23 protein-coding genes are annotated in these 24,198 nt (G+C 41.7%); 22 read left to right on the forward strand and 1 reads right to left on the reverse strand.

What is annotated here, in order from left to right; translation table 11 throughout:
• Positions 1-116 precede the first annotated feature (116 nt).
• The gene (locus ABIS04_RS00260) at positions 117-563 is read left to right on the forward strand and encodes a flagellar basal body-associated protein FliL (protein WP_350432209.1); all 447 of its coding nucleotides are present in this window, start codon (positions 117-119) and stop codon (positions 561-563) included.
• A complete protein-coding gene (gene rlmF / locus ABIS04_RS00265) occupies positions 563-1,618 on the forward strand; it encodes a 23S rRNA (adenine(1618)-N(6))-methyltransferase RlmF (protein WP_350432210.1) in 1,056 nt (351 codons plus the stop codon). Before ABIS04_RS00260 ends, rlmF begins: the two co-directional genes overlap by 1 nt.
• Here rlmF and ABIS04_RS00270 read toward each other — a convergent pair.
• Complete coding sequence (locus tag ABIS04_RS00270) at positions 1,615-2,469, reverse strand: formate dehydrogenase accessory sulfurtransferase FdhD (RefSeq protein ID WP_350432213.1); 855 nt, start codon at positions 2,467-2,469, stop codon at positions 1,615-1,617. The two genes, rlmF and ABIS04_RS00270, sit on opposite strands and share 4 nt — an antisense overlap.
• Positions 2,470-2,800: 331 nt before the next feature.
• On the opposite strand from ABIS04_RS00270, the gene ABIS04_RS00275 reads away from it, so the two are divergent.
• The 20 genes from ABIS04_RS00275 (at position 2,801) to ABIS04_RS00370 (ending at position 24,036) form a co-directional block, all read left to right on the forward strand.
• Entirely contained in the window at positions 2,801-3,268 is a 468-nt protein-coding gene (locus ABIS04_RS00275) for a DUF3305 domain-containing protein (RefSeq protein ID WP_350432215.1), read from the forward strand.
• Positions 3,265-3,924, forward strand: a complete 660-nt coding sequence (locus ABIS04_RS00280) for a DUF3306 domain-containing protein (protein ID WP_350432217.1) — start codon at positions 3,265-3,267, stop codon at positions 3,922-3,924. The genes ABIS04_RS00275 and ABIS04_RS00280 overlap by 4 nt, the downstream gene beginning before the upstream one ends.
• A gap of 151 nt (positions 3,925-4,075) precedes the next feature.
• Complete coding sequence (locus ABIS04_RS00285) at positions 4,076-5,755, forward strand: 4Fe-4S binding protein (RefSeq protein WP_350432218.1); 1,680 nt, start codon at positions 4,076-4,078, stop codon at positions 5,753-5,755.
• Positions 5,756-5,765: 10 nt separating this feature from the next.
• A complete protein-coding gene (locus ABIS04_RS00290; RefSeq protein ID WP_137224006.1) occupies positions 5,766-6,431 on the forward strand; it encodes a molecular chaperone in 666 nt (221 codons plus the stop codon).
• A gap of 49 nt (positions 6,432-6,480) precedes the next feature.
• A complete protein-coding gene (locus ABIS04_RS00295) occupies positions 6,481-6,678 on the forward strand; it encodes a formate dehydrogenase (protein ID WP_137224004.1) in 198 nt (65 codons plus the stop codon).
• Between the two features lie 16 nt (positions 6,679-6,694).
• On the forward strand, positions 6,695-9,544 hold the full coding sequence (locus tag ABIS04_RS00300) for a formate dehydrogenase subunit alpha (protein WP_137227375.1): 2,850 nt from the start codon (positions 6,695-6,697) through the stop codon (positions 9,542-9,544).
• Between the two features lie 27 nt (positions 9,545-9,571).
• Positions 9,572-10,168, forward strand: coding sequence for a formate dehydrogenase FDH3 subunit beta (gene fdh3B / locus ABIS04_RS00305; protein WP_137224002.1), 597 nt, complete (start codon positions 9,572-9,574; stop codon positions 10,166-10,168).
• A 47-nt stretch (positions 10,169-10,215) separates the two neighbouring features.
• Positions 10,216-11,232, forward strand: a complete 1,017-nt coding sequence (locus ABIS04_RS00310; RefSeq protein WP_137224000.1) for a formate dehydrogenase subunit gamma — start codon at positions 10,216-10,218, stop codon at positions 11,230-11,232.
• A 612-nt stretch (positions 11,233-11,844) separates the two neighbouring features.
• The gene (locus ABIS04_RS00315) at positions 11,845-12,051 is read left to right on the forward strand and encodes a hypothetical protein (protein WP_350432219.1); all 207 of its coding nucleotides are present in this window, start codon (positions 11,845-11,847) and stop codon (positions 12,049-12,051) included.
• A 246-nt stretch (positions 12,052-12,297) separates the two neighbouring features.
• Positions 12,298-12,990 carry a polymorphic toxin-type HINT domain-containing protein gene (locus ABIS04_RS00320; RefSeq protein ID WP_350432220.1) on the forward strand — a complete coding sequence of 231 codons (693 nt, stop codon included), beginning with the start codon at positions 12,298-12,300 and terminating at the stop codon, positions 12,988-12,990.
• A 354-nt stretch (positions 12,991-13,344) separates the two neighbouring features.
• A complete protein-coding gene (locus tag ABIS04_RS00325) occupies positions 13,345-14,142 on the forward strand; it encodes an EcsC family protein (protein WP_350432221.1) in 798 nt (265 codons plus the stop codon).
• Positions 14,143-14,466: 324 nt separating this feature from the next.
• Positions 14,467-15,390 carry a formate/nitrite transporter family protein gene (locus ABIS04_RS00330; protein ID WP_140232909.1) on the forward strand — a complete coding sequence of 308 codons (924 nt, stop codon included), beginning with the start codon at positions 14,467-14,469 and terminating at the stop codon, positions 15,388-15,390.
• Positions 15,391-15,458: 68 nt separating this feature from the next.
• Complete coding sequence (locus ABIS04_RS00335; RefSeq protein ID WP_140232910.1) at positions 15,459-16,451, forward strand: alpha/beta fold hydrolase; 993 nt, start codon at positions 15,459-15,461, stop codon at positions 16,449-16,451.
• 781 nt (positions 16,452-17,232) lie between these two features.
• Complete coding sequence (locus ABIS04_RS00340) at positions 17,233-17,430, forward strand: formate dehydrogenase (protein WP_137223988.1); 198 nt, start codon at positions 17,233-17,235, stop codon at positions 17,428-17,430.
• An 18-nt stretch (positions 17,431-17,448) separates the two neighbouring features.
• Entirely contained in the window at positions 17,449-20,307 is a 2,859-nt protein-coding gene (locus ABIS04_RS00345) for a formate dehydrogenase subunit alpha (RefSeq protein ID WP_140232912.1), read from the forward strand.
• Positions 20,308-20,335: 28 nt separating this feature from the next.
• The gene (gene fdh3B / locus ABIS04_RS00350; RefSeq protein WP_350432222.1) at positions 20,336-20,932 is read left to right on the forward strand and encodes a formate dehydrogenase FDH3 subunit beta; all 597 of its coding nucleotides are present in this window, start codon (positions 20,336-20,338) and stop codon (positions 20,930-20,932) included.
• Between the two features lie 48 nt (positions 20,933-20,980).
• Positions 20,981-21,997, forward strand: coding sequence for a formate dehydrogenase subunit gamma (locus ABIS04_RS00355; RefSeq protein ID WP_350432223.1), 1,017 nt, complete (start codon positions 20,981-20,983; stop codon positions 21,995-21,997).
• Positions 21,998-22,122: 125 nt separating this feature from the next.
• Positions 22,123-22,575 (forward strand): GNAT family N-acetyltransferase, encoded by a 453-nt coding sequence (locus ABIS04_RS00360; RefSeq protein WP_350432224.1) that lies wholly within the window; start codon positions 22,123-22,125, stop codon positions 22,573-22,575.
• 131 nt (positions 22,576-22,706) lie between these two features.
• The gene (locus tag ABIS04_RS00365) at positions 22,707-23,576 is read left to right on the forward strand and encodes a DMT family transporter (RefSeq protein ID WP_350432225.1); all 870 of its coding nucleotides are present in this window, start codon (positions 22,707-22,709) and stop codon (positions 23,574-23,576) included.
• Between the two features lie 127 nt (positions 23,577-23,703).
• A complete protein-coding gene (locus ABIS04_RS00370) occupies positions 23,704-24,036 on the forward strand; it encodes a multidrug efflux SMR transporter (RefSeq protein ID WP_350432226.1) in 333 nt (110 codons plus the stop codon).
• Positions 24,037-24,198 lie beyond the last annotated feature (162 nt).

The raw sequence follows: 24,198 nt of genomic DNA on the forward strand, positions 1-24,198 counted from the left end.
TACAATATATCTCAACGGCAATAGTCTATCATGGCAAAGATGATCAAACACTCCTAAGGGGGTGAACTACATGGCTTATTTAATTAACGTTCCACATTAACGGAGTTTATCTCACTATGAAAAAATTGGTTTCAACGTTAGTTATGTTGTGCTGTTTCGCATTTAGTGTTTATGCAGCAGATGAGAAAGCTGAAGAGAAGCAAGTTGCAGATGAAAAAGTTGCAGAGAAACAAGTAACCGAAGATTACGCATACTATGGCTTTGAACCAGACATAGTCACTAATTATATTTCAAACCGCAAAAAGTTAGGTTTTGTTAAGATCAGTATTGAGTTGATGGTAAAAAATCCCGATGATTTGATTATCTTAGAACACCATGATCCTTTATTACGTTCGGCGATAGTTGAAATATTAGGCAATCAATCTGAAGATAAAGTGAAATCGTTATCTGGGCGAGAAGAAATTCGCCGTGAATGTTATAAAACGCTCAATCTTCTTATGGAAAAAGAAGTCGGGCGTTCGGTTGTGGTTAACTTATTATTTACTAAGTATTTATACGATTAATGACCCGTTCAACCACTAAGCCTGGGCGAGCAAAGCATAACGTCACTAAGCGCTTGCCAAATAAATCGGCAGCCGTAAAACCCGTGCTATCAAAAGGATTACATTCACGTAATGCTCATCAACAAGGGTATGACTTTGCTGCCCTAATTAGCGCAATGCCAGTACTCGCGACTTTTGTACGGCCAAACCCTTATGGTAATCCATCGATTGATTTTGCTGATCCTAAAGCGGTAAAAAGCCTTAATGCGGCATTATTATTGAGTGAGTATCATATTCGTGATTGGGATATTCCTGAGGGCTATCTATGCCCACCAGTACCAGGGCGAGTAGATTATATACATTACATTGCTGATTTGTTGGCTGTTAAAGGCAAAGTGATTAAAGGGGCAAGTATTCGTGGATTAGATATTGGTACCGGTGCCAATGGTATTTATCCGTTGTTGGGTATTCAAACTTACGGTTGGCAGTTTGTTGCGTCAGATATTGACCCCATATCGATAGAGAATGTAGCCCAAATTGCGCAGAAAAATCCTAATCTAGCGCCTAAATTGCAGTTAAGACTTCAGCATCAACCAGAGCATATTTTTAAGGGGATAATTGCCCCAAATGAACTATTTGATTTCACCTTGTGTAATCCACCATTTCATCGCTCACTCGCTGAAGCATCTGTAGGCTCATTAAGAAAAACCAATAACTTAGCGAAAAATCAGCAACAAAAACATGGTAAGCAATCGAAACAGTTGGTAGCCGGTAGAACTCAACCTACACTTAATTTTGGCGGTCAAAAAGCGGAGTTATGGTGTGAAGGTGGCGAGCAACAATTTTTGGCTAACATGATTACGCAAAGCCATGAGTTTGCCAACCAAGTATTATGGTTCACCTCATTAATATCAAAGTCAGAAAACCTCAAACCTTGTTATCAATTACTTAAACAGGTAAACGCTGCTGAAGTGAAAACCATTGAGATGACTCAAGGAAATAAAGTGACCCGCATTTTAGCTTGGAGTTTTTTAACCCCAACATTGCGTCAAAAATGGGCCACATTGCGGAGTTAATCTTTTTTTACATCAAAAGTGACTGTTTCACTACCGTGGTATATCAAAAAATGTCGACCTTTGGCACGAGCGATTATCGTTATTCCCATTTTTTGAGCTAAGTCTAAACCCATTTGGGTAACACCACTGCGCGATAGCAAAACGGGTATCCCCATCTTGGCAACTTTAATCACCATTTCAGATGTCAGTCTACCCGTGGTATAGAAAATTTTATCATGTCCCGATTGTTGCTCTAACCACATATCACCCGCTAAAGTGTCTACTGCATTGTGACGGCCTACATCTTCAACAAAAGCTAAGATATTTTCGTCTTGGCATATGCCGCAACCATGAACTGCCCCTGCATTTTTGTAGGTTTCATTGTAATCGCTGATATTACTTAGTAAAGCATAGATAGTTGATTGCTTAAGCGATGGTGTAGGTAAATCAATATCATCTAACCCGAGTAAAAAACCACCGTAAACAGTACCCTGACCACAACCTGATGTGACGGTTTTTTCAGATAGTTGTTGTTCAATATCCTCTGATACCTCTTTGGTAATTACCGCGGCGGAGCTAACATCCCAATCTACAATAACGGATTCTAATAAGTTTAAATCACTAATAAATCCTTGGTTTTTTAAATAACCAAGAGTCAGTGATTCTGGTTTTGCACCTAATGTCATTAGCGTCACGATAGGGCGCCAATTTAAATACAAGGTTAATGGACGTTCACAAGCCACAGATTTATCAACTTCCTGACCTTGCTCGTTGATGGCTTTTACCGGAATGGTAAGTGGTACCTGAGTATTGGTTTTAACAAACTTTATTGCTTTGTGCTGCTTGGAGGTTGAAGAAACAGATTGAGTCATAAACAGCTTAGCCTCTAATAGGTATTTATTGATGGTAATAATGAGTGTGTTGAATTACTTAATTACTTAACTAGCATAGCAATTATTATTCCCTAAATTGCAAACCACTTACCTAAGCGTGATCTGGCGCAAGTCTTGTTAAACTCAGCGTTTTTGACGTGTATATATGTCCCACCTAGTATTGCACTATGGACATATTGTCCTATCCTTAATAGGTGTTTCGGGATCTAGTTCAAAGTTCGTTTTACTTTTTAGTTGGCATCATTTTTGCTGCTATTAATCATTAGAGTGTATTTCAATACACATATTCATGTCAGAGGTAAGCATCACCATGCAGCACACCGACACGCTTTGGCCAATGTATGTTTCACTAAAAAAAGTGCAAACCCAAGTAGGACGCTGGACTTCAGTCCGTTGGGAGCTTGACCAAATGATTCCTGCAACACAAGAGCAGCCAGAAAATTCGTTTTTAGTTCCATTGGAATTATACAAAGATCAACGTGGTAGCTATCGTATTAACTTGGATATGGATAATTCAACGCTTTTTATCGTGTGCGACGAACTAATTGATGGGACATGGGTTCCTGCAATGATTTCAGCCGACCAACACGTTAGCGCTGGTTGTCTTGAATCAGATACTCCAGTACTCAATATTCCAATGCCTAGTGCTATAGCTTGTTGGATCGAAGCCTTTATCACCCGCCATGGCGAAGTTGAGATTAGCGCTCATCGACGTAAACATGTTAACCGTCGTAAAAATGAAGGGCCAAGTGCGAATCGCTTAGGGAAAATACAATGAGTGATAAAGCTGAAGGACTCCTTAACCGTTGGGAACTTAGACGTCAGCGGGTTGCTGAAGAGGCTGAGCAAGAAGCATTGCTACAGCAAGCTCAAGAAAACCCTGATGAAATTAGCACTCCCACAGCTGAGTCGACTCAAGACGTTAATGCAATAGGCTTAGAGCCTGATGAAGCTTTAGAGTCTGAACCGTTACCCGATCCAAACACGATTGAAGTTGGCGGCAGTTTTGCCCGTTTTATGGCTAAAAGTGTTGATCCAACGACTAAAGCCGCTGCTCTAAGAGCGTTATGGAAGCAGCCGCAATATGGTCACATAGACGGGCTAATCGAATACGCGCTGGATTATACCAATCAGCCGTTATTATCAGCGGATGTTTCAGCCGAACTAGCCAGTAAAGTATTTCGCTATGTTGTTGAAAAAGAACTGCCTGAGCCAGAATTAGAAGCTGACTTAGCGCCAACAGATTTAAGTTCAACGGAGTTAGCACAAGCTGAGATCGATGAGCAAACCGATTTAGAAGTAGATGAAGAGCTAAACGTGTTAGCTGATGAAAATGAACAACAAATTGTGGCGATATCGCCTGAAGAACAACCGCTTAGTCAGAATGATGACCTGATAAAGCAAGCTGTCGCCAGTGATGAGGCGAAAGCGTAATAACCACAGTCACTTATAATGTGACCTAGATAAAACCGTTATTTAAAGATTATAGAAAGAGTTATTGTCAATTAATGACGAGCTATAAGCGTGAACAGTGAACTGAGCTATCACTGTGAATTAGGTATAAAAACCGAGAATTGGGAACGCAATGAGTATCAGAAAAAACCAGCCACAGCTGAAACAAGCACGACAACAGGTGATGGCAAGTACGCAGATTTTGCAAAATTTAATACCACCCACGGTCAGTTATACGACCAAGGGACATGTGCTCATTATTGGGCCTGAAGATTTGGCGCGATTAGCGGCGGACAAATTGTCCACTATGGCAAGCCGAGTCATTTTAGCTAATGAAGCGATCACTAGCCAAGATGAAGCCCACCTTGAAGCGGTAATGAATGCGGCCACTGATGTTGAAAGTTACTACAACAAGTTGGCTAGCGTAAAAGGGTTTCTGGGACAATTTCAAGTCAAAGTCGAAGGTGAAAATGGCATAACAGACTTAAGTGTTGTCGCCATTCGTCAAGCGCATTTTGATATTGTGCTCGATTTAAGCCATAGCCCATGTATTAACCTTGAAATGCTACCTCCGGGATATTTTTATGTTGGTCAAGATTCTGCATTACTTGCAGATGCGATTGCCAATATTCCTGATTTAATTGGTGAGTTTGATAAGCCGCGTTATGTTCGGGTTAATAGTGATATTTGTGCCCATGACAAACACGGCTTAAGCGGTTGTAACCGCTGTTTAAATTTTTGCCCCGCCGATGCCATTAGCAGCGTAGCCTATAAAATTGAAATCGATCCTTATCTTTGCCACGGTGCTGGTAGTTGTACAAATGCGTGTCCAACAGGGGCGCTAAGCTATGATTTACCTACCCCTGCATCACTGCATACCTACCTTGAAAAGTTAGTCAGTCGTTATCGCCAAGAAGCGCAAACCGCTCCAGTTATTTTATTTCATGATAACGAAGCGGGTGCGGAATTGGTTACTGAACAGTTAAGCGGTGACGTGTTACCTGTTGCAATGGAAGAAATCACTGTAGCAAGTATTGATCATTGGTTGGCTGCACTGGCATATGGTGCGCGCGAAATTTTAATCTTACAAACGCCTGAAACTGCACCTACATTGCTGCAAATGCTGAAAGGTGAGTCAACATTGGCGAATCGTATTCTTGACCAAATGGGTCAACCACAACGGATACGTCTTATTACCCCGTCAGAGCTAAACCAATTAGATGATAATTTAGCCGTAAGCATAGCTTGGCCTGTCATCATGCCGATGACCTTAACGGCTATCGAACCTGATACCAATGTAAAACGCAGTATTGTATTCCAAGCTATCGATCATCTTAATAGCCAGGCAGCAGCCGTCGATGATGTGTTAACAATGGCTAATATTCCATACGGTATGGTCAGTATAAACAGCGACAAGTGCACATTATGTATGTCGTGTGTTGCTACTTGTCCAACCCAAGCGTTAATGGATGGCGGTGATACTCCGGCACTTAAGTTTGTTGAGCAAAATTGCGTTCAATGTGGCTTATGTGAATCTGCCTGTCCTGAAAAAGTGATTAGTTTAGTACCACAAATCAACTTTAATCAATCAGCAAGACAACAAGTCCAAATGTTAAAGGAAGAGCCTCCATTTGAATGTATTCGATGTGGTAGTGAGTTTGCGACCCAATCAATGATACATAAAATAATTGAGATGGTGGGAACACATAGCGCGTTTAGCGCCAATATTGAGCGTTTACAAATGTGTGGCGATTGCCGTGTAAAAGACATGTTTGAAGACATCCTTGACGATCCAGAAAAGCAATTGCAATAAGAGATCTGCTATGACAGAAACAGTAAGACAAATAAGTGAGAATGATCAGTTAAGAGCCGATATCTATCAATTATTAGCTGCATTACTCCGCCGTCAACCTAGTACTGAATTATTAGCTTTTTTAGCTAATTTAGAGGTAGAAGCCCAGGATGGCAATACCATGAGCCATGCATGGATTGCGTTAAAAGAGACCGCCGCAAACAGTGATACTGATACTTTAGAAGATGAATATTTTGATATATTTTTAGGTGTTGGCAGTGGTCAAATTATGCCTTATGGCAGTTGGTTTATGACCGGTTCTTTAATGGATAAGCCTTTAGCTGCCTTGCGTAGTGACCTAATGCAACTGGGTTTTGAACGTGAAGATAACGTTAAAGAACCAGAGGATCATGTCGCTGCCTTATGCGAAGTAATGGGTTGCTTGATTTTAGAGGCGCCAGGTTATCGTCAATTGGCATTTTATCAACGCCATATGGCAAGTTGGATTATACGTTTTTGTGACAATTTAGCTAAAACGCCAAGTGCCCGTTTTTACCTAAGTGTCGCGCAACTAGCTAAAGCATTTTTTATTGCTGAAGCAGATGAATTTGAACAGCTGAGTTTAGATATTCCGGTGAATTGTCCAGGCAGTGCTGACTTAGATCCGGTTGAAGACGAGATTGTACAAATTAACTAAATCGGATGATGGCTTACCAGCCTCATCTTTTTATCAACAAGGAGACAATATGAAGAAGCAAGCTTCCGACATGGGTCGTCGCCAAATGCTAAAAGCATTAGCGCTCGGCAGTGCGGCAGGTGCTGTGGCTAGTGTCAGTGCACCCGCACTTGCCCAAGTCACTAAACCGTCTACAGAAGAGCCTACGGGCAGTAATTATCGCGAAACAGAGCATATTCGTAACTACTATGCTTCGTTAACCAAATAACAGAGGAGAGTGTGTGATGCGATTAACCCGCAAAACAGACACAGCCGTCAAAGCTGAAAAGTCGAGCCTAGGCCTTAACCGACGTCAATTCCTAAAGTCTGCCAGTTTGGCAGCTGGTGGTATTGCCGCGGCTTCAATGCTTGGTGCTGGAATGATGCGTCGTGCTGAAGCCAAAGATGTACCATACGATGCGCCAACTGAAATTAAACGAACTATTTGTTCACATTGTTCAGTGGGTTGTGGTGTATATGCCGAAGTTCAAAATGGAGTATGGACAGGGCAAGAGCCTGCGTTCGATCATCCGTTTAACCAAGGTGGACATTGTGCTAAAGGTGCTGCACTACGTGAACATGGTCACGGTGAAAAACGCTTAAAGTACCCAATGAAACTAGAAGGCGGTAAGTGGAAACGTCTATCTTGGGAACAAGCTATTAATGAAGTGGGCGACAAAATGGAGTCGATTCGTCAAGAATCAGGTCCAGATTCTGTTTACTTTATGGGTAGTGCTAAGTTTTCAAACGAACAAGCTTATATGTATCGCAAATTAGCGGCAATGTGGGGCACGAACAACGTCGACCACTCTGCTCGTATTTGTCACTCTACCACGGTAGCCGGTGTTGCTAACACTTGGGGCTACGGTGCGCAAACGAACTCGTTTAACGATCTTCGTAAAACAAAATGTATATTATTTATTGGTTCTAACCCAAGTGAAGCTCATCCAGTAGCGATGCAGCACATTCTGACGGCAAAAGAGCGCGGTGCCAAAATCATCGTAGTCGATCCACGCTTTACTCGTACAGCAGCTAAGTCAGATGAATATGTCCATATTCGTCCAGGTACTGACATCCCATATATTTATGGTTTGTTATGGCACATTTTCGAAAACGGCTGGGAAGATCAAACTTTCATCGACCAACGTGTATACGGCATGGAACGTATCCAAGAAGAAGTGAAAAAATATCCTCCAGAAGAAGTCGAACACATTGTTGGTGTTAAAAAAGAGCAAATGTACCGTGTGGCTAAAATGATGGCCGAAACTAAGCCTGGCACTGTTGTATGGTGTATGGGTGGTACTCAGCATCATATTGGTAATGCCAACACACGTGCTTACTGTATTTTGCAGCTTGCTCTTGGCAACATGGGTGTCGAAGGTGGCGGAACAAACATTTTCCGTGGTCACGATAACGTACAGGGTGCTACTGACTTTGGTTTGTTATTTGATAACTTACCGGGTTACTACGGTTTAACCTCTGGCGCATGGGACCATTGGGCTAATGTATGGGATCTTGAACCAAAGTGGGTTTCCGAGCGTTTTGACCAAGGTGAATACTTAGGTCAATCACCACAAACATCAGCGGGTATTCCTTGTTCACGCTGGCACGATGGTGTGTTAGAAGACAAAACCAAAATTGCCCAAAAAGACAATATTCGTCTAGGATTCTTCTGGGGTCAGTCTGTTAACACCGAAACTCGTGGTCGTGAAGTGCGTGAAGCACTAAACAAGATGGACACAGTGGTTGTTGTTGATCCATTCCCTACTATGGCTGGTGTAATGCATCAACGCCAAGATGGTGTGTATCTATTACCTGCGGCAACTCAGTTCGAAACTTATGGTTCAGTTTCAGCTTCTAACCGTTCGTTACAGTGGCGTACACAAGTTATCGAACCATTATTTGAGTCATTACCTGATCACATCATCATGTATAAACTGGCCAAAAAATGGGGCGTAGCTGACCAATTCTGTAAGCATATTAAAGTGAATGGTGAAGAGCCATTGATTGAAGATATCACTCGCGAGTTTAACTCAGGTATGTGGACTATTGGTTACACAGGTCAAAGCCCAGAGCGTTTGAAAATGCACCAAGAAAACTGGGGCACATTCGACGTTAACTCACTTGAAGCACCCGGCGGCCCAGCTAAAGGCGAAACCTATGGTTTACCTTGGCCATGTTGGGGCACCCCAGAAATGAAACATCCAGGTACGCAAATTTTGTATCGTACTGGACGTGAAGTTAAAGATGGTGGTGGTAACTTCCGTGCACGCTATGGTGTTGAACATAATGGTACTAACATTCTTGCTGAAGGTTCTTTCTCAAAAGGGTCTGAAATTCAAGATGGTTACCCAGAGTTTACCGCTGACATGCTTAAACAGCTTGGCTGGTGGGACGACCTAACAGCAGAAGAGAAAGTTAAAGCTGAAGGCAAAAACTGGAAAACAGATATTTCTGGCGGTATTCAACGTGTGGCTATCAAGCATGGTTGTATTCCTTACGGTAACGCTAAAGCGCGTTGTGTTGTTTGGAACTTCCCTGATGATATTCCATTACACCGCGAACCGTTATATACCCCTCGTCGTGACTTAGTGGCTAAATATCCAACTTATGAAGACCGTATGGTGGCTCGTCTACCAACACTTTATAAGACTATTCAAGACAAGGACTTTGCTACCGACTACCCATTAGCGGTAACAACCGGACGTTTGGTTGAATACGAAGGTGGTGGTGAAGAAAGCCGTTGTAACCCATGGCTTGCTGAATTACAGCAAGAAATGTTTATCGAGATCAACCCAGCAGATGCTGCAGATCGCGGTTTACGTGATGGTGATGACGTGTTTGTTCACAGTCCAGAAGGTGCCAAAATTACTGTTAAGGCGATGGTGACACCGCGTGTTATTGCGGGTGAATGTTTTATGCCATATCACTTTGCTGGTGTATTTGAAGGCGAGAGTTTAGCCAAAAACTACCCCGAAGGTACAGTGCCTTACGTGATTGGCGAAGCTGCCAATACTGTCATGACTTATGGTTATGACGTCGTAACGCAAATGCAAGAAACCAAAGCCAGCTTATGTCAGATAAGCAAAGCCTAATAACACTTGATGAGGAGATAAGCCATCATGGCAGTCATGAAATTTCTGTGTGACACCAAACGCTGCATCGAGTGTAACGGTTGCGTCACAGCTTGTAAAAACGAAAACGACTCTGCTTTAGAGTGGGGAATTCAACGTCGCCGCGTGGTGACACTTAACGACGGCGTTCCTGGAGAAGCGTCAATCTCAGTCGCATGTATGCATTGTACCGATGCACCATGTATGGCTGTATGCCCGGCCGATTGTTTCTACCGTACAGAAGACGGCATCGTACTCCACAACAAAGATACGTGTATCGGTTGTGGTTACTGTTTCTATGCTTGCCCATTTGGTGCACCGCAGTTCCCTAAAAAGACTGCATTTGGTAGCCGTGGCAAAATGGATAAATGTACGTTCTGTGCTGGTGGCCCAGAAGAAGATCATTCTGAAGCTGAGCGTCTAAAATATGGTTCAAACCGTATTGCAGAAGGCAAGTTACCAATGTGTGCTGAACTTTGTTCAACTAAAGCATTGTTGGCTGGTGATGCAGGCATAGTGTCTGACATTTATCGTCAGCGTATGGCAGCACGTGGTAATCCAAATACTATTTGGGGCTACAATCCTAAAACAGGCGAGTTGATCTAATCAGAGCATAGGCTGCGACGTGTTCGCAGCCGTATTAAGGAGTGACAATGTTAACTTTAACGTTAAACAAATCACTGCGCAGGATATTTGCTCTGTTGGTTCTGTGTATGGGATTGGGGTTGGTTACATCGCCGGTGTATGCCGCTGATGAACAATCAAGCCAGCAACAAGCAACGTCAAAAACCAGTGATGCAGATCTCTGGCGCGCAGTAAAAGCTGGCGAACCTGGTTACAGTACAGACAAAGGCCTTGATGCTGATGTGCTGATTAATGTAGCGGGTAATGAAGGCAAGATATTGCGAAATACTTATCTAAAACCCGCACTTGGCTTAGCTTTTGTCGGTGTTTTTGCCGCCTTTTTAGTGTTTTACTTTGTGAATGGTCCAGCTACATTAAGTAAAGGCTTTTCGGGTAAATTGGTATTTCGTTGGAGCAAAGTTGATCTTTGGATACATTGGATTATGGCCGTATCGTGCCTAATCATGATGCTAACCGGTTTGGTCATTATGCTCGGGCGCCATTTCTTAGCTCCCTATGTCGGTGACGGTATTTGGGCGGGAACAATCGCGTTCTGCAAGTTTGTACATGACTGGTCTAGTCCCATTTTTATGGTGTCTTGGCTAGTCTGTATAATCAAGTGGATGCCATTACAAACCGTTAAGTTGTACGATTTAAAATGGTTTTTAGTGGTCGGTGGCTACATTAACTTTGGTCCGTTTAAAGGCAAACACCCAGACAGTGGTTTTGCTAATGCGGGTGAAAAAATGTGGTTCTGGAGCTTAGCCATTTTCGGTCTTTGCATCAGTGTATCTGGGATAATGTTAGTCTTCCCAATGCTCGATTTAACACGTGAGCTGTCAATGATCGCACTTCTTGTGCATGGTGTAAGCGCAGTGATTATCGTCGCGTTTACCATAGTGCATATATGGATGGCGACAGTACTCAGTGAAGGTGGTATGGAGTGTATGGTTTCTGGCTATTGTGACGAAAACTGGGCTTCGCAGCACCACAACTTGTGGTACGACGAAATCAAGGCCAATGGCACATTAAAATACAAAGAGTAAACCTGTAACTCGGGTGTGAACACACTCGTTATGGCAGAAATAAAACACCTTGTTAGGTCACTGACAAGGTGTTTTTTTTATTGGTTTTTAATATACCTATAATTCAATATCGCTGATAAATGTATGTGCAGGGGTAATTAATACCAATCCGCATTAGAATTTGCTCTTTTAGCGAAAAATATCAGTGAGGTATTCGAGGCAGCCTTTTGAAGACATAGTCGTTCTCGGCAACTGCTCCTGCGTTGCTCTACCTCCTGCATCCATGCAGTCGTACGTTTAGAAAGGCTAACAAAGAAGACCACTCTGATAAATTCGCCCTTCGGGGCGGTGCCACAACCCCCATTACTGCTTCAAATGACTTTGATGTAGAAGACTACACCTACAGTCACTTTCATTGTATTGGGCCTAGTGACGCAGCCTAAAATAGATCATATTCTAATAAGGATTGGTATAAGTCTATCGCTATAACCTTTAAAAGACGATATGTTGCTGATGATAAAAATAGGTGGCTATGTTAATTGCGACTAGAGTTTTAGAATGGGCTTTTAATGAGTAAGATGGCTTTAAGATGACTTTAAGATGGCGTTAAAGTGGCACAAAAGGTAGGTAATAATGACAGCTAAAAATAATGATGATATACCCGATGATGATATCATTGAGTACGATATGTCACAGCGAGGCAATCAAGTTGATGATCCACTCGCGACAGTTAAAACTATGCGTTTAGAGCAATTGGCTGTTTGTCGCCTCAAAGCCGAGAAAGAAATGCAAATTATGGAATGCAATGCGAAAAAGAACAAGGCTGAAGTCGAAGAATAAGGAACGGTAACTCATTTTATACTTTGACTAAAAAGTATTGAGGCGTCACTAAACAATGGACATTAGTCTAAGCTTTATTGTCGGTAATGATGATTAGAATTGGTTTCTTAGGTTTAGTCTGTGGTTTAACTTTCTCTATTGATATGTTGTTCTGGTAAGTTATTGATGTTATTTGTTAGATTTCTCACTGTCTAAGGTGCTTAACGACCACCAATTTAACAACTACTTGGAAGTGTTGCTGACGTTATGCTAGAGATTAAATATTCCATTGGTGAATTAACAACCTTGATGCTTGTGGTGGAAGAACATCAATTTTATCTAATTGCTGAGGAATGGATAAAGGCTGTCGATCTGAAGATTGGTGACAAAATACTGGCCTGTAGTGATGCTATCGCTAAAATAGAAAACATAAACAAAGTTGATCATTCACGCCATAATCACGATTTAAAAATAAGCCACAATCATAATTATTTTGTCACCACTAGCCGTCCTACATTTCATGACATCCTGTGTGACAGAGCCCCAACAGATCAGCTTGAACTCATAGCGTATGAATTGGCAAATAGGCCCTCTAAGTTTCCTGATGGAAAATCAACGGGTTACCATAGTGGACCTTGGGTGGCGGCCAAATATGTACATTCCGATCCCAGTAAACAAGTCATAGGCTGGGGCCGTGCAAATGACAATATGTGCGCTGAAGATGCAGCAGTAACTGATTTAAGGAATAAATTAGCCGATGTTATTGAATTACATCAAGGTAATGTAGTGATTTCACATGCCTATTTGAGGAAGTATACAAAAAAAGGTCGCTTTGTGAATAAGATGAGCCCTTGTATTCACTGTCGTGTTAATTATGGCCGCGCGCTAAATGACGCAACAGAAGGTGTGAGTGATTTAACTAAAAATGGTCGTGGGTATTTACCTCCTATAGATAAATAATACCAAGCTATTTTTTATCTATCATTTCGTTACTTGAAATCATTTCTTGTTTAATAGTCAGTTTCCTCAGCCGTTTTACATCAACCACACACCTAATATTTCGAGATCGAAAGTCTATTTATAGATAAAAAACCTTCACTTTTTGCATATAAATTATCATTAAAAGGCATTGTGATAAATGTTGAAACAAACGATGTTATTTCATTAGGACATTGGACAGCTTAGTAGGAATATACTCGAGTAAACGCTTCCAGTTTATTTGCCACACGTGGCATTTTGTTTAAAATTGATTTTAGTTTTGTCTGCTAGATGTAAAATAACTCAGGTGCGTTGCTTCACCACTAAGGGGTTTAGTTGAATATTTCAGAATCACATAAAAAAGAGCTTTTAGTTGCCAAATCACTATTAGAAAACCCTGGACTCGCGGTAAAAATGACTAATCTTATAGGGACTCCTATTGAAAAAGGCTTAGCGTTACTACCTGATAACTGGAATAAAAATATCGCGAAAATGACCGAGAAATCGCTAATTAAAGCGTCAGAAGCGGCGATATTTACTATGAAAGATATTCCAGGAGAAGAGTCGTCTAATCTTTGGCACAAATTAGGCGTCGCGGTGAGTGGTGGTGTCGGTGGTTTCTTTGGCTTGGCTGCAATAGCGGTTGAACTTCCTATTTCAACATCAATTATTCTGCGCTCGATCGCTGATATTGCTCGTAGTGAAGGCGAGTTGATTACCACACTGGAAACCAAAATGGCTTGTTTAGAGGTGTTTGCTTTAGGAGGCGAAAGTGATTTAGATGATGGTAGTGAATCTGGATATTTTGCAGTAAGAGCAGCCTTGGCAAAATCAGTCTCAGAAGCGACTGAATTTATGGTAAAAAAAGGTATGACAGATGAAGCCGCACCTATTTTAGTTAAGTTAATTACTAAAATTGCAGAAAAATTTGGTATTCAAGTGACCCAAAAAGCCGCTGCACAAGCCGTACCGGCTGTCGGTGCCGCGGGTGGTGCAATCATTAATACTTTATTTATTGATCACTTCCAAGACATGGCGAGAGGGCATTTTATGGTACGAAAATTAGAGCGTATTTATGGATATGATACCGTAAGGGACGCTTACAATTCGTTACCTAAAAAAGGTAATAAATAACCTAGGAATGGGATATAAAGTTCTTTGCTCCGTTAATGGTGTCGCACTGATTTACTCTTAACTCGCAATAGCCCGTCAATGTGCCAGTTAGCAAACCCAATGACAAGCTTGATATGAATTAGCTTAAAGATTCTGATTTGGATTTTGATTTGCTTATCCCATCTATGACACCTAGGTTAATGTTAAATAACCATGCTGCCATAGTATATTACCGACTATTAATATAGTATTTTCAAGCATCATAGTGGCTTACCGATCCTGTTGAATTGATGATATAAGCCGTCTATTGTTTAAGTCAGGTTAAAGACCGAAAAGGATAATAATATGACACAAAATGGACCTGACCAGGCCGACAAAACCAAGCCGTCCAACAATGGTAATGAACAGTCTAGCAATAAGGTTGAAATGCGTGAGGCGCGGGAGAATGAGCCAACGCCAACAGAGATAGCGCTGACAGGTTCGGAACGTGATGCGGTAATCGAGCACGGTAGTCTGTCATCACTTACTGTTTATTCAATTATTCTGCGTGAAGGCCTGGAAGAATTGGAACGACCGCTGATGTCTTTGTGGTGGTCTGGGATTGCTGCTGGTATCGGTATTTCATCGTCGGTTTTGGCTGAAGGTATCATTCGCAGCAATATAGGCTCCGAACACCCGTATTTGTCGATTATTGAAAGCCTTGGTTACACTTTCGGTTTCGTGCTGGTCATTCTAGCAAGACTGCAACTTTTTACTGAAAATACCATAACCGTCGTGCTGCCACTGTTGGCTAATACCACCCAACGTCGTCTTGTTTGTACCGCCCGCCTGTGGGCCATAGTGCTAGGTGCTAATTTTGTTGGTACATTTCTCACGGCGGCTATTTTCGTTCACGGTGGCATACTGACAGAAGAGATCCTGAGCGCTATTTTGCAGATATCACGGCATGTTGCAGAGTTAACGCCTTCAGAGACATTAATGCGTGGCATACCAGCCGGATTTTTTATTGCTTCTTTGGTGTGGATGTTGCCCTCGGCAAAAGGCTCTGAGGTACTCGTTATCATTATGTTTACATGGCTAATCGCAGCGGGAGAGTTTACCCATGTTATTGCTGGCTCCAATGAGATATTTAGCCTTGTGCTCAATGGGGAAATGAATTTTATCACTGCGCTGTCACACCATATTGGACCAATGTTAATAGGGAATATTATTGGCGGCACAGGATTGTTTGCGATGTTAGCCTACGGTCAAATTAAGCAAGAAATGTAGATTTAATATCAAATTGGCTATCATGGTTCATTTGTGGCTGTTTTTCGATTGATTTAAGAGAGATTAATATGAAGAAATTTTGTGTTGTATTATTTGCCCTATTTGCTGTGGTAACACAGGCATATGCGGCAAATTCCGTTAAGTATAATAAAGAGTTGGATGGGTTTGATTATCCATTTGACGTTAAGACATTTAATTTTAATTCTCAAGATAAAGATTTAAAAATGCGCTACATGGATGTGGGCGATAAACGCGCAGAAAAAGTCATCGTGTTATTACATGGCAAAAATTTTTCAGGCTACTATTGGGACCGCGTGGCAAACGACCTGCTAAAAAGAAACTACCGAGTCATTATTCCAGATCAAATCGGCTTTGGTAAATCTTCAAAACCTGAGGCTTATCAGTATAGTTTCGGCCAATTAGCCTTAAATACCAAGTTATTATTGGACAGTTTAGATATCAAAAAATTTGATCTTGTTGGTCACTCAATGGGTGGCATGTTAGCGACTACATTTACGGCTAACTATACTAATGCCGTGAATAAATTGATTCTGATTAACCCTATTGGTTTAGAAGATTACGGCAAATATGTGCAGTTTAAAGATGTTAACTTTTTTTATAAAAATGAGCTCGCTAAAACACTCGACAAAGCGAGAAACTATCAGAAGAAAAATTATTATGATGGCAAGTGGTCAAGCGAATACGAGAAACTTTTAGTGCCTTTGAAAGGCATGCTTGCTGGTGATGATTGGAAGATCGTAGCTTGGAATAATGCATTAACTTATGGTCCGATTTTCTCAGAAAACATTGTCGATAGGTTTTCACAAATTAACAATGAAACTGTGCTGATTATAGGCACCAGAGATAAAACCGGCCCAGGTAGAGGATGGTTAAAAGAAGGTGTAACCAGACAATTAGGCGAATATCAAAAACTCGGCGTTAATGCTCATAATTTGATTAAAGGCTCAGTGCTTATTGAGTTGCCAGGCTTAGGTCACATGCCGCAATTTGAAGACTATGATGCTTTTATAAAAGCATTCCATCAGGCGCTTGATAAATAATAAATACCCAAACAGATTATCTGTAGCTTGTTGGCCAGTGAGTGTTTTATTTTATTCATTGCCTCTTAACCAGATGACAGCGAGAAATATAAATACTTACCGACGCCTTTAACGTTAGAGTTGCACTCCAAGGTTATTCCTCGGGGTGTTTTTTTATGTCAGGTATAAAATAAACACAACATTAATAAAATCGATAAGTCAGATTCAACGGCCTCTCTACATCTTAAATTAACCAATACCCATTACATTCATTATTTGTTCAGTAAGAGCACATTACGCATGTTGCTTAAGGTGAATTAATATCGAAATGGTGGTTGCCATCTTAATGAATTCAATGCTGCAGTGGAATGCATAAATCGATTCTGTTGCACGTGCCAAAATCAAGTTATTTAGCGCTAAAGCTATCGACTTAGGGTAAGTCTATGCACCAAATATAAACCAACTTAAGTGTCATTACTGAACAAAACGTTGTCTTAAAAGCTTGCCTTTGATTAACCCTATTTGATTTCCCGCTGTTTGATGAAGAAATTCGTTAGCTGGATTGGTGATCTTGGTTGGTTTCAAACCATCCCCAGTGTGATCTAACTGACATTTCTAGATTTTTTATTAATTAACTACTGAGTTTCTAATGTAGATCAAATAAACAAATCTCCATTGTTTCTACTATGGCTCCGAAAATAATCACTACCTACTATGAAGTAGTATTTATTCAATATTATACAACAAGAATGCAACCTCTATGAGGTGCGGCAGAAGACAATCGTTTTCGATGGGAGATTAAATGAGTAAGCAACAACCTGATTTAAATCGTAGATCTTTGCTGAAAGCTATCACTCTTGGTGGTACAGCAAGTGTCGCGATTGCCGTGACAGGCATTAAGGTTGCCCAAGCAACTGAAAAAAGTGCTAGCACTTCGCACACTAATGGCTATCAAGAAACGGCCCACATCAACAGTTATTACGATAGCTTACGCGGCTAGTTTAGGAGAATTTAAGCGATGAAATTAACTCGCAAGTCAATCACGGCTCCTACCAATGAAGCTTCAAGTAAGCTTGGTATTAATCGTCGTCAATTTATAAAACAAATGGGTATTGCTACCGGTGGTATTGCGGCTGCATCAATGATGGGCACAGGCATGATCCGTCGTGCTGAAGCGAAAGATGTACCCTACGATGCACCAACAGAAATCAAGCGCACTATATGTAGTGCTTGTGCGGTAGGGTGTGGTTTATACGCTGAAGTACAAAATGGCGTGTGGACAGGCCAAGAACCTGCATTCGATCATCCATTCAATGCTGGCGGACATTGTGCCAAAGGTGCTGCATTACGCGAACATGGCCATGGCGAAAAACGCGTTAAATACCCAATGAAATTGGTTGGCGGCAAGTGGAAAAAAATATCTTGGGAGCAAGCTTTTAACGAAGTGGGTGACAAGATGTTGGATATTCGTAAAGAGTCTGGTCCTGATTCAATTTACTTTATGGGTAGTGCTAAGTTTTCGAACGAAGGCTGCTATATGTATCGCAAATTTGCAGCAATGTGGGGTACGAACAATATCGACCACTGTGCGCGTATTTGTCACTCTACCACGGTAGCCGGTGTTGCTAACACTTGGGGCTACGGTGCGCAAACCAACTCTTTCAATGATATTCAAAACGCCAATGCAATCTTTTTTATCGGTTCTAATCCTGCCGAGGCGCATCCAGTTGCAATGCAACATATCTTGATCGCGAAAGAGAAAAACAACGCTAAAATAATTGTTGTAGATCCACGCTTTACTCGTACTGCTGCACATGCAGACTTACATTGTGGCCTACGTCCTGGTACTGACATCCCGTTTATCTACGGTATGTTATGGCACATCTTTGAAAACGGTTGGGAAGATAAAACCTTTATCCAAGAACGTGTTTTCGAAATGGAATCTATTCGTGCAGAAGCCAAGAAGTTCCCACCAAAAGAAGTAGCCAGTATCACAGGTTGTAGCGAAGAAGAGGTTTACCAAGCTGCGAAACTGATGGCCGATAACCGTCCAGGTACTGTTATTTGGTGTATGGGTGGTACTCAGCATCACGTCGGTAATGCTAACACTCGCGCTTATTGTATTTTACAACTTGCACTTGGCAACATGGGTGTATCAGGTGGTGGTACTAACATTTTCCGTGGTCACGATAATGTGCAGGGTGCGACTGACTTAGGTTTATTATTCGATAATTTACCAGGTTATTACGGGTTAACTTCTGGAGCATGGGCACATTGGACCAATGTTTGGAGCCTAGATTTAGATTGGGTTAAATCACGCTTTGATCAAAACGAATATTTAGGCAGTTTGCCAATCAACACTCCGGGTATTCCATGTTCTCGCTGGCATGATGGTGTGTTAGAAAGCGCTGAGAATTTAACTCAAAAAGACAATATTCGTATGGGTTTCTTCTGGGGACAGTCAGTTAACACCGAAACCCGCCAGAATGATGTTCGTGATGCACTAGACAAGATGGACACTGTGGTTGTAGTTGATCCATTCCCAACCATGGCAGCCGTTATGCACCGTCGTACAGATGGCGTGTACTTGTTACCTGCAACGACTCAATACGAAACAGAGGGTTCAGTCTCTAACTCTGGTCGTAGCCAACAATGGCGTGAAAAAGTGATCGAGCCATTATTTGAATCGAAAACTGACCTTGAAATTATGTACCGCTTATCGCAAAAGCTTGGCTTTGATAAAGAGTACACCAAGCGTATCGCTAAAGATGCCAATGACATGCTAGTGATAGAAGACGTGACTCGCGAAATTAACCGCGGTATGTGGACTATTGGTATGACAGGCCAAAGCCCTGAGCGTATTAAACTGCACACCCAAAACTGGGGATTATTCAGCAATAAAACGTTGGAAGCTCCTGGTGGCGAAGTTAAAGGTGAAACTTATGGTTTGCCTTGGCCATGTTGGGGTACGCCAGAACAGAAACACCCAGGTACACAAATTCTGTATGACACAAGTAAACATGTGTCAAAGGGTGGTGGTAACTTCCGTGCCCGTTTCGGCGTTGAATACCAAGGCGAGAATCTGTTAGCAGACGGCAGCTTTTCTAAAGGTGCTGAAATTGAAGATGGTTATCCAGAGTTCACTGCAGACATGCTTAAGCAGCTTGGCTGGTGGGATGATTTAACGGCCGAAGAGAAACAACACGCTGAAGGTAATAACTGGAAAACCGATATTTCTGGCGGTATACAGCGTGTCGCTGTTAAACATGGTTGTACTCCTTACGGTAATGCTAAAGCACGTTGTATCGTGTGGAATTTCCCTGATCAGGTGCCTATTCACCGCGAACCACTGTATACACCACGTCGTGACTTAGTGAGTAAATATCCAACTTACGATGATATGCGAGTTTATCGTTTACCAACTTTATATAAAACAATTCAACAGCATGATAGTTCAGTTAAATATCCATTAATACTGACATCTGGTCGTTTGGTTGAATATGAAGGTGGTGGTGAAGAGTCGCGTTCTAACCCTTGGCTTGCAGAACTACAGCAAGAAATGTTTGTTGAAATGAACCCTGCAGATGCTGCTGATCGCGGTTTGCGTGATGGTGACTCAATATGGTTAGAAGGTGCTGAAGGCGGACGCATTAAGATTAAGGCGATGGTAACTCCACGCGTTAAGCCTGGTGTGACTTGGATGCCATATCACTTTGCTGGTGTAATGCACGGCGAAAGTTTAGCGGCTAATTACCCTGAAGGCACAGTGCCTTTCGTTATCGGTGAATCAGCGAACACTGCAATGACTTATGGTTATGACCCTGTGACTCAAATGCAGGAAACCAAGGCGTCGCTTTGTCAGATTGAAAAAGCGTAATTGCAGTTAAGCGAGGAGAATTGCCAAAATGGCTACAATGAAATTTCTATGTGATACCAAGCGCTGCATCGAATGTAATGGCTGTGTCACCGCATGTAAAAACGAAAACGACTCTGCTTTAGAGTGGGGTATTCAACGTCGCCGCGTGGTGACATTAAACGATGGTGTTCCTGGTGAAGCGTCAATTTCAGTCGCATGTATGCATTGTTCTGATGCTCCATGTATGGCTGTATGTCCGGCCGATTGTTTCTACCGTACCGCAGACGGCATAGTGCTACACAACAAAGATACCTGTATTGGTTGTGGCTACTGTTTTTATGCTTGTCCATTTGGTGCACCACAGTTCCCTAAAAAGACTGCATTTGGTAGTCGCGGAAAAATGGATAAATGTACTTTCTGTGCTGGTGGCCCAGAAGAAGATCATTCTGAAGCTGAGCGCCAAAAATACGGTTCTAACCGTATTGCGGAAGGTAAATTACCAATGTGTGCCGAGTTGTGTGCGACTAAAGCATTGCTTGCGGGCGACGCCAATATCGTGTCTGACATTTATCGTCAGCGCATGGCTACACGTGGTAATCCAAATGCCATTTGGGGTTATGATCCTAAAACGGGTGAATCAGTCTAATTAGAGCATGGGCTGCGACTTTGTTCGCAGCCATATAAAGGAGTGACAATGTTAACTTTAACGTTAAACAAATCATTGCGCAGAATATTTGCTCTATTAGTTCTGTGTATGGGATTGGGATTTGCTACATCGTCGGTGTATGCCGCCGATGAAAAATCAAGTCAAGAACAAGCAAGGTCGATGACTGGAGATGCAGATCTCTGGCGTGACATAAAAGCGGGTAAAGCTGGCTATAGTACATATAAAGGCGTAGACGCAGGTGTGTTGGTAAACGTTGCAGGTAACGAAGGTAAAGAATTACGAAATACTTACCTTAAGCCTGTATTCGCTTTCGCTTTTGTCGGCGTTTTTGCCGCTTTTCTCGTGTTTTACTTTGTGAATGGCCCAGCTACGCTGAGTAAAGGCTTTTCGGGTAAATTGGTATTTCGTTGGAGCAAAGCTGATCTGTGGATACATTGGATTCTGGCCATATCGTGCTTAGTTTTGATGTTAACCGGTTTAGTCATTATGCTTGGACGGCATTTTATCGCCCCTTATGTCGGAGACGGTATTTGGGCGGCAACAATTGCATTAAGCAAGTTTAGTCATGATTGGTCAGGCCCTATATTTATGGTGTCTTGGTTAGTGTGTGTTATTAAGTGGATGCCGTTACAAACTATTAAACTGTATGATTTAAAATGGTTTTTAGTGGTTGGTGGTTACATTAACTTTGGTCCGTTTAAAGGCAAACACCCAGACAGTGGTTTTGCCAATGCGGGTGAAAAAATGTGGTTCTGGAGTTTAACTATTTTTGGTTTTTGCATCAGTGTCACTGGGGTTATGTTAGTTTTCCCTATGCTTGATTTACCTCGCATTTGGTCAATGCTCGCTCTGCTTATACATGGTGTTAGCGCAGTGGTTATTGTCGCGTTTACCATAGTGCATATTTGGATGGCAACTGTACTCAGCGAAGGCGGTATGGAATGTATGGTTTCAGGTTATTGCGACGAAAACTGGGCTTCACAGCATCACAACTTGTGGTACGACGAAATCAAAGCTAATGGTACGTTAAAATACAAAGAATAAACGGGTAAAACGAGTGTAAACACACTTGTTAACTGCATAAATAAAACACCTTGTTAGGTCACTAACAAGGTGTTTTTTTTATTGAAAATAATGCAAAGTAATTAAAACGTGTAATGGGTGGTTTTATGAAATATAAATGCGATCTTGGAACGATATCAGACATTGTATCTGTATTGGCGCAAGTACCTGAATTGGGTTCTGAAATATCTGCAGACATCATTGAAAAGAGACTGGCAGAGAAAAAACATCTCATTTTAATTGCTCGGTACCATAACGTTCCTGTTGGTTTTAAATTGGGTTACGAGTTAACTGATGGTCTGTTTTACAGTTGGTTAGGCGGTGTTGCACCTGAACATCGAAAAATGAAAGTGGCTTCTCAACTGCGTTTACTTCAGGAATCATGGGCAATTGAAAATGGTTTTAACACTATTAGGGTTAAATCTATGAATCAGTTTCCGGCTATGCTGCAAATGCTTATTGCGAGTGGTTATCAAATTTGTGGCTATGAAAATAATGGCTCGATTACTAATAGTAAAATTGAATTTATAAAATGCTTATCATCACAAGAACCCGAGTAAAATTCATTGTCGTTTGAATATCTTGACCCTTTAAATGCAACCGAAATTGTGGATGATAATAATTACTGCAGGGATTCACTTGTCTCAGGTAGAATGCCTCCTCTTGTATTTTCATTTTTGGATATATTTTAATGCAAATCAATCGCGGACTGCTAACGGCTGTAGGTTGTGTTTTATTGGCTATGATCACCATACAGTCTGGTGCATCTTTAGCTAAGCAACTTTTCCCTATCGTTGGGCCTGAAGGCACAACAGCTTTACGTTTAGGATTTGCCGCAGCGGTACTTTGGTTAGTGTTCCGTCCTTGGCGTGCACTACCTCAGGGCCGAGATTGGCAAAGCATTATTATTTATGGTTTGTGCCTTGGTGGAATGAATATCTTATTTTATCTTGCGATTGAGCGTATTCCGTTAGGCATTGCTGTCGCGCTTGAGTTTACCGGCCCTCTGGCGGTAGCCTTATTTAGCTCAAAGCGCAAAAGCGATTTGTTTTGGGTGGCATGCGCCATCGCTGGAATTTTACTTTTACTGCCTAACTTATCTAGTGCGCAAGGTCTTGACCTTGGCGGTGCATTAATGGCACTGGGTGCCGGAGCATGTTGGGCTGGTTATATTTTGTTTGGCACCCGTACTGGCAAGCAAGGATCGGGTGGTATTACCGTTGCTTTAGGCATGACTGTGGCGGCGTTAGTGCTGGTACCTGTTGGTGCTGTAAGCCAAGGATTGGTATTAATTAGTTGGGAAGTATTACCTCTTGGATTATTGGTTGGTGTGTTATCCAGTGCCTTACCTTATTCTTTGGAAATGGTGGCCCTAAGAAATATGCCAACACAGGCTTTTAGTGTGCTAATGAGTTTAGAGCCCGCGATTGCCGCATTAGCTGGCTTTATTATATTGAGTGAACAACTGACTTTATTGCAGTGGTCTGCCATCGGGTTGGTTATTATCGCATCTATAGGCAGCAGCTTTACCCCTAAAAAAGCCATTGAGATGAGCGTGTAATATTAGCGATTAATTTCTTGTCTATCTTTAGTTTCTAATCAATAGATCACACTTTCATTTTTTACTTTTGCTTATCACTATTTAGTCTTTATACTGCGCGACTGTTTTGTCTGCGTAGAAAGTAAAAATGAAAAGTTGGATATTTTTAAGTGTGGCTATCTTAACTGAAGTTGTTGCCACTTCAGCGCTTAAAGCAAGCGATGGGTTTTCAAAATTAGCACCTTCAATTGTGGTGGTGGTTGGCTATGTATTGTCTTTTTACTTTCTATCGTTAGCGTTAAAAAGTATTCCTGTTGGTATCGCTTATGCCACTTGGGCTGGGCTTGGAATTGTATTAATCACAGTTATCGCTTGGGTGATGTATGGACAAAAATTAGATGTAGGTGCACTGGTGGGGATGACGTTAATTCTCGTTGGTGTTGTGGTAATGAACCTATTCTCAAGCGTTACTCCGCATTAATCGGTAATCATTAACTAGACTCCTTATTATTGCTCCTTTGTTTAGTTTCTTTATCTTTATATGGCATTCATTCTTCATATAGGATGCTAATGCGCCACCCGTTTAGGGCAACAAAAAGGGCTTAACAATGATAGTCATTGTTAAGCCCTTTTTAGTTTGAAA

It is taken from the genome of Shewanella sp. H8, from assembly GCF_040285065.1.
Classification (GTDB): domain Bacteria; phylum Pseudomonadota; class Gammaproteobacteria; order Enterobacterales; family Shewanellaceae; genus Shewanella; species Shewanella polaris.

Coding starts and splice junctions, on each gene's coding strand:
- ABIS04_RS00340 (WP_137223988.1), top strand. CDS start 17,233: ATGAGTAAGCAACAACCTGATTTAAATCGTAGATCTTTGCTGAAAGCT.
- ABIS04_RS00290 (WP_137224006.1), top strand. CDS start 5,766: ATGACAGAAACAGTAAGACAAATAAGTGAGAATGATCAGTTAAGAGCC.
- ABIS04_RS00300 (WP_137227375.1), top strand. CDS start 6,695: ATGCGATTAACCCGCAAAACAGACACAGCCGTCAAAGCTGAAAAGTCG.
- rlmF (WP_350432210.1), top strand. CDS start 563: ATGACCCGTTCAACCACTAAGCCTGGGCGAGCAAAGCATAACGTCACT.
- ABIS04_RS00330 (WP_140232909.1), top strand. CDS start 14,467: ATGACACAAAATGGACCTGACCAGGCCGACAAAACCAAGCCGTCCAAC.
- ABIS04_RS00320 (WP_350432220.1), top strand. CDS start 12,298: ATGCTAGAGATTAAATATTCCATTGGTGAATTAACAACCTTGATGCTT.
- ABIS04_RS00365 (WP_350432225.1), top strand. CDS start 22,707: ATGCAAATCAATCGCGGACTGCTAACGGCTGTAGGTTGTGTTTTATTG.
- ABIS04_RS00295 (WP_137224004.1), top strand. CDS start 6,481: ATGAAGAAGCAAGCTTCCGACATGGGTCGTCGCCAAATGCTAAAAGCA.
- ABIS04_RS00280 (WP_350432217.1), top strand. CDS start 3,265: ATGAGTGATAAAGCTGAAGGACTCCTTAACCGTTGGGAACTTAGACGT.
- ABIS04_RS00275 (WP_350432215.1), top strand. CDS start 2,801: ATGCAGCACACCGACACGCTTTGGCCAATGTATGTTTCACTAAAAAAA.
- ABIS04_RS00310 (WP_137224000.1), top strand. CDS start 10,216: ATGTTAACTTTAACGTTAAACAAATCACTGCGCAGGATATTTGCTCTG.
- ABIS04_RS00355 (WP_350432223.1), top strand. CDS start 20,981: ATGTTAACTTTAACGTTAAACAAATCATTGCGCAGAATATTTGCTCTA.
- ABIS04_RS00270 (WP_350432213.1), bottom strand. CDS start 2,469: ATGACTCAATCTGTTTCTTCAACCTCCAAGCAGCACAAAGCAATAAAG.
- ABIS04_RS00360 (WP_350432224.1), top strand. CDS start 22,123: ATGAAATATAAATGCGATCTTGGAACGATATCAGACATTGTATCTGTA.
- ABIS04_RS00260 (WP_350432209.1), top strand. CDS start 117: ATGAAAAAATTGGTTTCAACGTTAGTTATGTTGTGCTGTTTCGCATTT.
- ABIS04_RS00335 (WP_140232910.1), top strand. CDS start 15,459: ATGAAGAAATTTTGTGTTGTATTATTTGCCCTATTTGCTGTGGTAACA.
- ABIS04_RS00345 (WP_140232912.1), top strand. CDS start 17,449: ATGAAATTAACTCGCAAGTCAATCACGGCTCCTACCAATGAAGCTTCA.
- ABIS04_RS00285 (WP_350432218.1), top strand. CDS start 4,076: ATGAGTATCAGAAAAAACCAGCCACAGCTGAAACAAGCACGACAACAG.
- ABIS04_RS00315 (WP_350432219.1), top strand. CDS start 11,845: ATGACAGCTAAAAATAATGATGATATACCCGATGATGATATCATTGAG.
- ABIS04_RS00370 (WP_350432226.1), top strand. CDS start 23,704: ATGAAAAGTTGGATATTTTTAAGTGTGGCTATCTTAACTGAAGTTGTT.
- fdh3B (WP_350432222.1), top strand. CDS start 20,336: ATGGCTACAATGAAATTTCTATGTGATACCAAGCGCTGCATCGAATGT.
- fdh3B (WP_137224002.1), top strand. CDS start 9,572: ATGGCAGTCATGAAATTTCTGTGTGACACCAAACGCTGCATCGAGTGT.